We start from the raw sequence: 12675 nt of genomic DNA, 5'->3' as shown, positions 1-12675 counted from the left end.
TATGGAACAATTTCGCATTCTGGTAGTGGATGATAGCAGGTCTGTAGTTGATGATTTGGCAAAATCATTGAACACTAATGGTTTTATAGCTGACATAGCTTTTAGCGGAACAGAGGCATTACATAAAATTGAATCCGCAGAGTATAATTTGGTTATCTGTGGGATAGAAATGCCCGAAATAAACGGTTTGGATTTTCTTGCCAAAGTGCGTAACGATTATGATCCAGATTTAGATGTAATTTTAACGAGCAATGTTTTGGACCATAGATACTTTAGTGAAGCCATCCGACTGGGTGTTTCTGATTATATACGCAAACCAATAGAAACCAAACAGTTACTTCGTTCTGTTCAGGCAATTCATAAACGCCAAATGAAACGCAAGGACTTTAGTGAATTTTATAATAACCTGGAAAAAGCAGAATTTAATTTTGTGCTTGATCCTCGCAATTTTTCCAAATTTGCCGTATCTGAGTTGTTCAATAATTTCCTGCAACAAAACTTCAATATTTCACACAATTTGCTGAACGAAATTCTCATCTGTGTAGATGAGATGGTTTATAATGCCTATATTCATGGCACACTTGGATTAAGCGTGGAAGAACGAATGCTTGATCATAACGAACTGTATTCCATTATAAATGGACGGCTTAAACAACCTGAAATTGCCGCTAAACGGTTACGCTTCCAGTTCTTTATTTGCCATAAAAGCAATACGATTAAAATAAGCGTGGAAGATGATGGACCCGGTTTTGATTATGAGAAGTGGTTAAAAAAAGTTACAGAAGAACCAAAACTGAATTTGGAAGAAAGCGGGAGAGGGATTTCTATGCTATATCATCTCTCCGACAAATTGGAATTTGACAAACAAGGCAGGAAGGTTTCAATAAGTAAAAAGTTGCTGAATAACACTCAGATATGATTTTAGCTGAGCTTATCTCCGAAGTCCAGAAAAAAGCTCTGGCAGAAGGTATTCCAGAATCAGATTTTTGGTATGTGATTTCACACTATCTGAACTTGAGCAGAAATGAAATTTTTCTCTCGCGAAAGCGGATTCTAACAGAATTGGAAAGAAAAACCATCGCGGAAGCTATTTCCCGTCTGGAAAAAGGTGAGCCGCCTCAATACATAACAAATGTAGCTTATTTTTACGGTTTGGAATTGAAAGTTAATCCCGCTACTTTGATTCCGCGCCCCGAAACGGAACATTTAGTGGAAATAACTTTGAACCACTTAAAGGGAAAGGAGAAAATTTTGGATATCGGAACAGGCAGTGGAGCAATAGCAATTGCCTTAAAATATAATTTGCCTTCTCTAAATGTCTTCGCAACCGAGATCAGTAGTTCTGCGCTAAATATTGCTAAAGAAAACGCTCAAAAATACTCTGCCGACATCCATTTTTCCCTCGCTGATTGTTTTCCCGTAGATGGTGAAACTTATGATGTCATTATATCCAACCCACCTTATATCAGGTCTAATGAATTATCCTCACTGGAAACGAAAATCAGAGATTATGAGCCAACCATAGCTTTGGACGGTGGAGAAGACGGTCTTGCGTTTTATAGAAAACTGCTATCGTTAAGTTCTGCCTACCTTGCAACTGGCGGTTTTCTTGCTCTGGAATATGGTGAAACCCAAAAAGAAACTATTATGGCAACAGCTGAAAAAGAGGGCTGGACAAAAATCGACCCCTATAAGGACTGGAACGAAAGAGACAGATACTTGTTTCTCTACAGATAAAAAAAGGATAAACAATGGAACGATTCATTATTGAAGGAAACCGTAACCTAACTGGAACAATATATGTAAGCGGAGCTAAAAATGCCATTCTACCTGCAATGGCTGCTTGCCTACTTACTACAGGAAAATCAGTATTACTTAATGTTCCCGATTTGATAGACCTTAGAACGATGTCACATTTATTACGCGTTCTGGGAGCCAGAGTAGATTATGAAAATGGCACAATGAGCATAGATTCAAGAGATGTTTGTTTTTCCGAAGCTCCTTACGAATTGGTTAGTAAAATGCGCGCTTCCATTTATGTTTTGGGTCCTATCTTAGCCCGCTTAAAAGAATCAAAAGTATCTTTACCAGGTGGATTCGCAATTGGGACCAGACCCATAGAACTACATTTGAAAGCGATGGAATCTTTGGGAGCCTATATCTCCGTTGAACATGGATATATAAATGCCCAAACCAACGGTTTGAAAGGAGTTGATCTCTACTTTACGAAATCCAGTGTGGGAGCTACTATCAATGCTCTGATGGCTGCAGTTTTAGCTGAGGGTAAAACGCGTTTGCAAAATGCCGCGATGGAACCGGAAGTAGATTCAACGATAGATTTATTGAACAAAATGGGCGCCAAAATTAAAGGTAAAGGAACCACAACTTTGGAAATTGAAGGTGTGCAACATCTTTTCCCGGTTGAGATGCAGATGATTCCTGATAGAATTGAAGCCGGAACTTTTCTGATTGCAGGTGCCCTTAGTAAAAGTCCTATTACGGTAGCTAATTGTGAACCAGCTCATTTAAACGCGGTCTTGGAAAAGTTAACTGAAACAGGATGTGAACTGGAGATTGAAGATAATGCCATAACAGTTATTCCTCCCGATTCAATTAAACCTGTAAATTTAATGACTCTTCCCTATCCGGGCTTTCCGACTGATTTACAAGCGCAATTTACAGTTTTAATGTCTTTGGCGGAAGGGGTTAGTTTCGTAGAAGATACAATTTTCCCAGAACGCTATATGCACATCGCGGAATTGAACCGTTTACAAGCAAATATAAAAATGGAAAGAAACATTGCAGCTGTGTGTGGAGTGAAAGAACTTAGTGGAGCGGAAGTGATGGCTACCGATTTAAGAGCCAGTGCAGCACTTGTTTTGGCAGGAACAGTAGCTAAAGGAACTACAATCGTTTCCAGAATTTATCATATAGACAGAGGTTATGACAGAATAGAGAAAAAGCTTAATTCCATAGGAGCTAAAATTACCAGAGAAGTAGTGTAATCCTAATACAGGTTTTAACGAAAATGATGTAGCCGGAGAAAGATTTATGTTCTCCGGCTACTTTAATGTTCTCTTATTATCAACTGTTACTTTACGAAAGGTGATCCTTTTCTTACTTGATCAGCAGCATTTTTTTCTGAAGATTATTATTTCCATTGCTTAAGCGGTAAAAATAAACTCCGCTGCCAACCTCTTTTCCAAGTTCGTCAGTTCCATTCCATATAAAACTGTATTGACCCTTTTGCAAAGAACCATTATATATCTTCTTAACCAACTGTCCCTTAACATTGTAAACGGATAAGTTCAGGGATGAAGTATTATCCTTCAAAGAGAATTTAATCGTAGTTTCCGGGTTAAAGGGATTGGGAAAGTTTTGGTTTAAAACCATATCTTGTAACGAAGGAGTATTTTCATCAATGATGGGTGTTCCATTATTCAATTTTTGAGCATATAAACCTAAGATTTCTGTTTTACCGCTGGAGCGTCCATCTGCCCAAACAATATATGCTTCATCATCTAAAATAGCAGTTTGAGGCCTATATTGAGATTTGGCTACATCGCAAAGAACTTCGCCATACTGATTGCCAATCATTTCTCCGTTTTCACGAATGTATTTGTAATATAGGTTGCTTTCCGTATCATAATCTTCCCAGCTAACAATATAACCATTATTGGAAAAACAGGCAAGAGAAGGATAAGATTGGGTGGAATCTTTTTCCACAATATAGATGCCGTTATTGTTCCATAAGGAATTTCCCTGAAAGGAATATCTCTGAGCCATAATATCAAGAGTGCCATCAATATTTTCACACCAAGTAAAAGTGATTCCATTGCTGTTAACATTAACACTGGGAAAATCTTGCTCTCTGTGATTATCAGCAAGATTAACTCCTAAAGGATCCCAAAGACAAGTTCCATTTCCGGAAATATGCTGTCCCCAATAATTGAGAACATAATCTACTCGCCAATCCTTCCACATAATAAATATTCCTTCCGGTGTTACTTTAGCAGTAGGAACCATTTGTTTCAGGTCATCGCTGTTATTATATGTAGAAGTTTGTAAACCTTCTTCATTCCAACCGTCCATCGCGGATCCATCTTCTGCGACTCTTTTAACCCATACAGTTCTTGTATCTAAAGAAGGATTTATTCTTTCCCACACATAATAATTATCATTTAAGCTATAGAGAGTGCATTCGTTGTTCATATCGCTCTGAGCAACGGTGGAAATCAATACTCCATTTGGTCCCCACATCTTTTGTCCGTTCATAATTCTTTGACCATAAATATGGTAATAGAAATTGGTTCCCAGCTGATCTGACCCCGACCATCCAAAGTAAAATGAACCGTTGTAGTAAGTTATATAGGGATCTTTTTGTCTTATCGGGGAATTGGTGGTAAGTTTAATGCCTTGATCACCCCAAAGATATTCTCCGTCTGCACTAATTAGTTGAGCATAAACATTAGGATTTTCTCCCCTGGTATCTTCCCAAATAATGGCAACTTGGTCATCGGGAGTAACTACGGCAGCAGGAGTCAATTGATGTCCTCCCACTGAAGCGGTTACAGGATGTCCATTCGGTTCTAAATCTACGCTGCCATCTGGATTAAGAAACTGAAAGAAAATGCGATAGCCATCATTAGCAAAACGTGTATCTTGCCAAATTATAACTACATCTGAACTACGCTTTAAAATGAGATAATTATCAATTGGCGTATCACCACTTAATCCCCAAAATACTTCCACTCCATTTGCCGCCAGAAGAATTGTACCATCATAAGTTAGTGCTTGATAATATATACCTACACTGCCGTTGCGTGCATCCATCCAGTTGATAAAGACATCATTATTGCTTACTTTTATCAAACTGCCGTTTTGTTGATTGGGGGCAGTGCAAATTGGCTTTCCATTTGCCTGCCATAAAGCAACACCAGTTGAAGAAAGATGTTGAGCATAAATATCATCATTGGGAGCATTGCCATTGCGTAAATCATCCCATACTACAAAACAACCCCCATTATTATCTGCAGCTAAACGAGGACCGGTTTGGGCAAATTCTGCCGTGCATAAAGCAATGCCTTCTTCATCCCATTGTTTAATGCCTGCTGATGACAATTTTTGAGCGAAAAGGTCTGGATTTTGATTATCTAAACGGTAATCTTCCCAGATTATGATAACTCCGTTATCTGAAGTTTTTACAATACGAGGGTTCTGCTGCGGAATCAGCAAAGTATCCTGATCACTGTAAACAACTATATAATTTCCCCAAAGTAAATTCCCTGCCAAGTTAATTTTCTGGGCATAAATATCGGTATTGGCGTTTCTCTTATCCTGCCAAGTAAAAACAAACTCTCCATCATTTAAGGAAGCCATTTTGATCTCAGCTTGACTCCCCTCAGCATTACTAATGATCAATGGATTGGTCCAAGCCATAGTCCCTGAAGCATTAAAACGCTTGGCATAGAGATCATCATTATCGGCATAAGTGTGAGTGTAGGCAATAACAAAACCACCTTGACCATCAGGTAACATTGTATTCTGAATTTCATCTCCCTGCCCATCAGCAATAGGAATGCCATTCACTAACCAAAGTTGGCTACCTGTTGACGATAAATGCTGGCCATAAAGATCTTTACTCGGGTGGCGACTATCTACCCACACGATATAAACTCCACCTTCAGCATCAGGTTCCATATTTAGTGAAATTTGCATCCCAGAGAGTGTGCAGACAGGAATCCCTCCCTGCTGCCATAATAAATTTCCTTGATTGTCTATTTTTTGGGCATAAACATCTCCATCCATATCGGACGAAAAATCTATCCAGGCAATAACAAAATTATTATCAGTGGTTCTGGTTATTACAGGATCTTCCTGGCGATCTGGTTTACCATCTATCAGAAGTGGCTCTCCCCAAACCATATTTCCATTTGCATTAACTTTCTGAGCCCAAAGATCTCGCTCTCCCAGTTTTGTATCTGACCAAACATATACGGCTCCACCATCGGTTGTTTCGACACCGGTTCTAAACCATTCAATGTTAACTCCATGCCTGATTGCTACGGATTCATTCCATTCCAAAATGGCAAAAAGCCCTGAAGCAATAAGGGCAAAAAGTGCCAATATGGCTGTTTTCTTCATTCTAACATCTCCTTATGTTGTAAACTCGCATTACCTATCCTTCCGCATTTCTTACGGAATCTATTCTCCATTAGAAAGATAATTTCGTCTGTTTAGACCACAGAAATCACTATCCAATCATCATCTTAACCACTTATGCAAGTATAAGCGGAGCAGTTACAGATAATTCACGATAGCAGTAAATTTCTCTTGCTTTTTTTAATAATGCAAGATTTCTTCCAAACGGAAAGTTATTCAAAACTGAGAGGTCAATTTTAGATAGACACTTAGCTATAGGTCTTTCATCCCATTGCAGTAGATAAAAGAATCGGTTTACCGAAAACTGAACGCTGAATTCAGAATACTATATCCAATTGCGCCGGGTTTGATTATTTTAGCAAAATCATCTTTTTGGTATCAGAATAGGAACCAGCTTTCATTTTATAGAAGTAAATACCTTCAGCGACAAGCTTGCGGGAATTATCTCTGCAATCCCAATCTATACTGTATGCACCGGGAGCTTTATTTTCCTTTAACAAAGTTCTAATTAATTGCCCCTTTAGGGAGTAGATTTCTATCGTAACCGGTGTATTTTCTTTTATGCTGTAGTTTATGGAAGTTGACTGCTTAAAGGGATTAGGATAATTGGAATGCAGACCTGTTACTAAAATAGGTGCAGTGAGATCTTCATTGGCAACGGGAACAATTACTGTAAGAGACACAGCTGCGGATTCCCCGGTTAAATATAATGCCGTGACTGCATACAAATATTCACCCGCAGGTAAGTTAGTATCTGTATAATACCTAATGACGGGATCAATGATATGCGCAATTAATACACTTTGACGATATACATTAAAACCGATCAAATTGGGTCCGCTACAGTCCCAACTAAGATGAATAGTGCCATTATCCACTGTAGCAGTTAAATTTTGCACAGGGGGATTCTCCGGAATGGTAGGTATGGCTGTAATGATTTCTGTAGGTGATGTTTGAACCTGATTATCATAGACCGCCGTAATACAATATTTATATTGCTGTCCGTTTATTAACCCTGTATCTGTGTACGATGTTTCAGATGCTGCAATAGATATAAGTGGATAAGCATCGCGCCAGATAAGATATGAGACAGGGAGAATGTCTCCTGTCACGGGTGTCCAGTTTAAAATAATTGATTGATTAGCTGGAATGGCAGTTAACCCATTGGGTGATAAATAAACATCATTACTGAAACGATTTTCCATCACGCCGCGTGTTCGCAGTGCAATAAATAATTGGTTAGTACTTGAGCCCCAAACAATTTGCCAAATATTGGCTCCGCTTTCCAAGTTCTGAGTTAGGGAACTGGAAGTTACACCTTCATCCATACTATAGCTTACTCCATTGTCTTTACCGGAAACCACTTGTTGTGAATATCCGGATAGAACACTCCAACTGAATCCAGTCATAGAAGTAAGCGAATAGGTAGCTCCATTATCAACGGATTTATACACACCCGCATTACTGGAAGCATAGATTATTTGAGGTTGATCACCTATAATTGGTCGCACAGCAACCATTGGTTGATAGGTGGTTCCTTCCATACCTGTGGAAGGTTGAAAATTTACCCCCAGATCGTCAGAATACCAAATGGCAGTGGCACTACCTTGAAAGCACAAAAATAGGCGGAGATTACCTGTTGGTCCTTTGCCTAATTTCAACCGGGGAGCAAATCCAAAAAAGCCGCCACCCGATAAATTAAAACTCTGCCCACCATCAGTAGTATATTTAATTTCTCCCGTGGCAGACCCAATCCAAAAGATATCAGGATTGGTTGGATGAACTTCACAAGCCGAAACTTGGCTGCCTTGGTAGTGGACATAAGACCAGGTATTACCATTGTCTAAAGAAGTATATACACCATCCAAAGTTCCAGCTAACATACGACCTGACTGGTAGAATAAATGGTTTGTAGGTTGTAATTCATAGATCATCCAATTACCCAAACCGTTAACACTCTGTTGCCAAGTTGCTCCATTATCAGAACTTTTGTAGATACCGCTACCTTCGGTTCCACCCCAAAGTTCGTTAGTATCACTATAATATGCCAAACCGTGAACCAACGCTAAATTAAGACCTGTATGCGATGCCACAACCGGTTGTTGGTAAGCCGTGGCACGAAAAATTCCTCCCCAATGACCCAGCAAAGCTCCAGAACCTGTACTGGTTGCTGATTGCCAAGTTGATTGAACTACGGGAGGATTAGATACCAGCCAAGTAAGTCCTTGGTCGTTACTTTCATAAATTCCCCCGGCATTATTAGTGGCATAATAGATACCGTTATATTCAGTTACGCTGCGAAATGTTCCTGTGGATACATTAGTCCAATTTGCACCTCCGTCCGTAGTTCTGTAAATGCCATTAGCATGAGCAATTAAGGCAAATAAACTATCCGTTGGAGAAATGAACATACCCCATCCGTCACCTGCCGGACCCCAAGCAGACCATGTTTGGCCATTGTCAATGCTGGACAGCACAGAAGAAGTTGAGCTTCCCATTACAACAAACATTCTTTGTGGATTAGCAGAACAATATGTAAACATACGCATAAAACCTGAATTTACACCAACGGCATTAAAAGTACTTCCACCATCCGTAGAAACGAGAAAACCGGTATTACTTGATTTGCCCATCACAATAACATTGCCATTGTTAGCTTGCACTCCCAAACCAAGTATGTAGGAAGATGTTTGGCCAAAAGCATTCCAAGTTACACCAAAATCAGTAGTTTTATAGAGACCGTTACGAGCGCCAGCATAAAAAGTTCCCGGTTGAGAAACTGAAGCTGCCACTGCATTATATGCCTTCCGGGGCAAAGTAGTTGGTTGCCAATTAATTCCACCATCACTACTAAAATAAACACCACCTTCCACTGCTGTGAGAGATGAACCGCAAGCGGCAAATACAAGTTGATTATTAGAAGGATCAGTTGTCAGGTAGCGAACATTGCCTCCCCAAGGACCTGTTCCACTCCAGGAATTTACATCCCTACCTTCTTGAGGAGAGTAATCTGGCATCTCATTAGAATAAGAATCAGATACGACAAATTCTGGTATTGTTTCTCCTGTATCAGGACAAATCCTATTGATTCCACTTAAAGTAGTTAGTAGCATCAAAGTGATAACAAGCATAACTATGTTTTTCATTTTAGAACTCCTTATATTTAAATAATTATTCTATAGTGAATACAACAATTTCTTGTTTAAATCAATTATTTTTGCTTTCCATTATCTGGTCAAGCTCAATCTTCATAAGGTCTAAAAAGACCGTTTGACCAATAAAAGAGAGGGCTTATGTCACATTTAGCAGGAATAGAAAAACTCTCCTAAACCACTATGTAACACTTTGAATAGTTCTACTACAAAAAATCCAGTTACAAAAAGCGTTGAACTACTTCAATTACTTCTGGCAAGTCCATTCCGATTTTCTGTAAGTGCTCAATTTGGGGGACACCTTCTCTGTTCCATCCTTTGCGTTCATAAACTGCATCAATCAATTGCTGATATTGATCTTCGCGGTAATTACGCAAAATCGCCATTTTTTCTTGGGTACTTTTTCCTTCCGGGTCAATTCCTATCTTCTCTTTCAGTTGTTTATCATAGCGTTCTTGACGGGAAAGAAATTCTTCTTCCGTAACAGGCCCAACCGCTCTATAGGGTGGCACATCATCAATTCTTCTTCCCTTGCCCATACGCAAACAGAAGACCTTTTGGAAATTATAGACCCGTTCAGATTGTTCAATCAGGGACTTTTTATCCAGTGGTTTACCTGTAATGGCTTTATAGATATCCACATAATTTTGAACATGTTCCGGAACTTTTGCCGGTTCATCGGTTTCAGCATTATCTGCGGGTTCAATGTCGTTCCAAGGAAGTTTACATAATCCCTGTAAACCAAACCAAGTTCTAAACATAGGAAAATAATGCAATGCTTCGGCTTTATCCTTAAAGGTAGGAATCTGGTTATTTACCATATCCATAAAAATTAGCCAGGCCTCATCATGTTGAGGTCCTTTTAACGCAAGAGTATAACCACCTTGTTGAGCAAGTGATTCTTTACTAAGATATTGTGAATATTCCAAGCCCTTGGCTTCCATACCTATATCTTGGAGAAATTTTGGATCGGCTCCATATTTTTCCGCAAAAATATGTTTCATTTTCCGCACGCCCTGTCCAACTATTACTCCAAAACCTTCACCTCTTGCCATTTGATGCAAAAGTTCCAAAGCCGCATCTGCATTTCCCCAAGTTAATTCCAGCCCACCAGTGCGTTCTTTATTTAAAATGCCATTTTCATAACATTCCATAGCAAAGGCAGTCCCGGTTCCGAAAGAAATAGTATCCACTCCGTAGGTGTCACAATAAAAATTTATTTCCACAACATCACGCGCATTAAAAACGCCAATATTACTTCCACAGCCAGCCGCAGTTTCATATTCAGGACCGTCCACACATACTTTTTGCCCTTTATAGGGACCGGTTCTGGGCTCAAAATTATCTACCCCTTTGCAACAAGACATAGAACAACCAAACCAACAACCATCAGGCATTCCTTGCGTAAAAAGATCTATAAATTCACGGGAATGCAAACCCTCCGCTTCCGGGCTTTGACCATATTTAAAATTTCGCACCGGCAAAAGATCGTAATCATTCATAATTTCCATCAAATGAGCAGTTCCCACTTGTCGCATCCGATTTTGGGTAGAATCACCCGCTTCAATTTCCTTATGCAGTTTCAGACCTCTCATTCTAACTGTTTCCAAATCTTCCGGATTATTGGAATCCACTTTCAGACCCGAATATTTCACTACTAATGCCTTTATTTTCTTGTGCCTGAATACACTACCTGTTCCGCCTCTACCTGCTTGTTTTAAACGAGCAACTTTTCTGCGCTTATCCCAAAAAGAAAAATTCAAACAGGTTATCAAAACATTTTCTGCTGCCTTGCCAGTGGAAACAACGGATACATACTGATATTTATTTTCATTATCGGCAAATTCTTTTACCAGTTCTTCCGCCAAAATATGACTATTTATCTCTACATCAGGAGCAGAAAGTATTTGCACCATTCCTTTATCACCATCGATATAAACAATCACTTCCTCTTCTGCAATTCCTTGTAATTCAATAGCATCCCAACCAGAGAATTTGGCATAAGGACCAAAATGTCCACCTACATTACAATCAACCGGAATTCCCGTTAAGGGCGAAATAGTTGTGACAATAGATTTTCCGCTTCCGGGATAACTGGTATTTCCACATAAAGGACCAAAAGAGATACAAATTTCATTTTCGGGACTATCCCATTTTGTCTGATCTTTTACACCGTGCCACATTAAGTAAAGATCAAAACCTTTTCCACCTACGAATTTATCTATCATCAGATCGCTAACCGGTTTTTCCTTAATTTCCTTAGTGCTCAAATTAATGTATAAAGAGCGTTTATTATAACCCTGTATAACAGGTGCCAAGTTATATTTGAATTCGGCAATTAATCTGCGTTCCATTTTATCTCCTAAGCCATTATTATTTCTATTGCTTCCGCAGGACAGGTTTTTGGGCATACTCCACAAGCAATGCATTTGAAAGGATTTAACACACCTTTGGCAAAACGCATTGAATTATTGGGGCAAACAGCCACACACATCATACAACCAATACAGAGAGTTTTATTCAACAATACCACTCCCTGAGCATTAACAGTCAAAGCCAGAGTTGGACAAACACTTACACAAGTTCCGCATTGATTGCATACCGTCATTTCGGGAGGATAAACATTTTCGTTAATTTCTATACAAGATTTTGCTGCACTGTCTTCTTTAAAATAGAGCTTGGAACAAGCGCTTTCACAATTATGACAGGTTATGCATTTGTCCCGATGGGTCTTTAGAACTTTCATTTTTAGTTATTCTCCCTTGTTATTAAATTAAAGTTCAATCATAAATTTCGCCTGTTATAAGTCAACTATATTTTCTCTTCACTCAAGTGGAAAAGGAAAAAAGAAAATTAGGGAAAACAAAGGGACATTATTCTAATGCAAGTTCCTAATATATATGATAATAGATACCAATGTAGAGTATCCACCCCACTAATAAAACAGAGAATATGCTAAAGTGATTTACGCTCCGTTGATATAGTTCTTACTATTTTTACTGCTCACTTTATTCCATATTTTTCTTCACTGTGGCAATGAGGGAAGCAGTGTCCAAACCAGCCCAATGATATAATTCATTGGATTCGCCAGACATCGGGTATTGTTTAACTCCTGTTTTCACCAGTTTTGCGCAAAGAGAATTAGTTGCCAACGCATCGGCAAGGGAAGTTCCCAAGCCACCATTTACAGAATGATCTTCTACACTGAAAATAATGCCCTTATTGGCTGCGGACTTCAATTGGGCAATATCCAAATGCAAAGGCGAAGAAACTTATAGCAGTTCCAAAAATAGACCTTCTTCACGCAGAGTGTCAACTGGCTTTATCGCATTGGCGACAGAGGTTCCACACACCCACATAC

Annotated in this window: 8 protein-coding genes; 3 read left to right on the top strand and 5 right to left on the bottom strand. The window is 39.1% G+C overall.

The features are described 5' to 3' along the window. Position 1: 1 nt before the first annotated feature. From ABFC98_01395 to murA, 3 genes are read left to right on the top strand one after another with little or no spacing between them, the layout of a single operon-like run. Entirely contained in the window at positions 2-919 is a 918-nt protein-coding gene (locus ABFC98_01395) for a response regulator (protein ID MEN6444682.1), read from the top strand. Beyond that, positions 916-1737: a peptide chain release factor N(5)-glutamine methyltransferase gene (gene prmC, locus ABFC98_01390; protein ID MEN6444681.1), complete on the top strand. Its 822-nt coding sequence runs from the start codon at positions 916-918 to the stop codon at positions 1735-1737. Before ABFC98_01395 ends, prmC begins: the two co-directional genes overlap by 4 nt. Before the next feature lie 14 nt (positions 1738-1751). Next, the gene (murA, locus tag ABFC98_01385; protein MEN6444680.1) at positions 1752-3005 is read left to right on the top strand and encodes a UDP-N-acetylglucosamine 1-carboxyvinyltransferase; all 1254 of its coding nucleotides are present in this window, start codon (positions 1752-1754) and stop codon (positions 3003-3005) included. A gap of 112 nt (positions 3006-3117) precedes the next feature. Here the strand turns inward: murA and ABFC98_01380 are convergent, their stop codons facing one another. The 5 genes from ABFC98_01380 to ABFC98_01360 form a co-directional block, all read right to left on the bottom strand. After that, positions 3118-6144, bottom strand: a complete 3027-nt coding sequence (locus tag ABFC98_01380) for a FlgD immunoglobulin-like domain containing protein (protein ID MEN6444679.1) — start codon at positions 6142-6144, stop codon at positions 3118-3120. 368 nt (positions 6145-6512) lie between these two features. Further along, positions 6513-9308 (bottom strand): T9SS type A sorting domain-containing protein, encoded by a 2796-nt coding sequence (locus ABFC98_01375; GenBank protein MEN6444678.1) that lies wholly within the window; start codon positions 9306-9308, stop codon positions 6513-6515. A gap of 227 nt (positions 9309-9535) precedes the next feature. Next, positions 9536-11668 carry an aldehyde ferredoxin oxidoreductase C-terminal domain-containing protein gene (locus ABFC98_01370; protein ID MEN6444677.1) on the bottom strand — a complete coding sequence of 711 codons (2133 nt, stop codon included), beginning with the start codon at positions 11666-11668 and terminating at the stop codon, positions 9536-9538. 8 nt (positions 11669-11676) lie between these two features. Further along, positions 11677-12060 carry a 4Fe-4S binding protein gene (locus ABFC98_01365; protein MEN6444676.1) on the bottom strand — a complete coding sequence of 128 codons (384 nt, stop codon included), beginning with the start codon at positions 12058-12060 and terminating at the stop codon, positions 11677-11679. 262 nt (positions 12061-12322) lie between these two features. Continuing rightward, on the bottom strand, positions 12323-12568 hold the full coding sequence (locus tag ABFC98_01360) for a transketolase C-terminal domain-containing protein (protein MEN6444675.1): 246 nt from the start codon (positions 12566-12568) through the stop codon (positions 12323-12325). Between the last annotated feature and the right edge of the window lie 107 nt (positions 12569-12675).

It is taken from the genome of Candidatus Cloacimonas sp. (assembly GCA_039680785.1).
Taxonomy (GTDB): Bacteria; Cloacimonadota; Cloacimonadia; order Cloacimonadales; family Cloacimonadaceae; genus Cloacimonas.
This window is presented reverse-complemented; position numbering and strand designations above follow the sequence as displayed.

Excerpts from the sequence above, each read along its gene's own strand:
- ABFC98_01395 (MEN6444682.1), top strand. The coding sequence starts at position 2 with ATGGAACAATTTCGCATTCTGGTAGTGGATGATAGCAGGTCTGTAGTT.
- prmC (MEN6444681.1), top strand. The coding sequence starts at position 916 with ATGATTTTAGCTGAGCTTATCTCCGAAGTCCAGAAAAAAGCTCTGGCA.
- murA (MEN6444680.1), top strand. The coding sequence starts at position 1,752 with ATGGAACGATTCATTATTGAAGGAAACCGTAACCTAACTGGAACAATA.
- ABFC98_01380 (MEN6444679.1), bottom strand. The coding sequence starts at position 6,144 with ATGAAGAAAACAGCCATATTGGCACTTTTTGCCCTTATTGCTTCAGGG.
- ABFC98_01375 (MEN6444678.1), bottom strand. The coding sequence starts at position 9,308 with ATGAAAAACATAGTTATGCTTGTTATCACTTTGATGCTACTAACTACT.
- ABFC98_01370 (MEN6444677.1), bottom strand. The coding sequence starts at position 11,668 with ATGGAACGCAGATTAATTGCCGAATTCAAATATAACTTGGCACCTGTT.
- ABFC98_01365 (MEN6444676.1), bottom strand. The coding sequence starts at position 12,060 with ATGAAAGTTCTAAAGACCCATCGGGACAAATGCATAACCTGTCATAAT.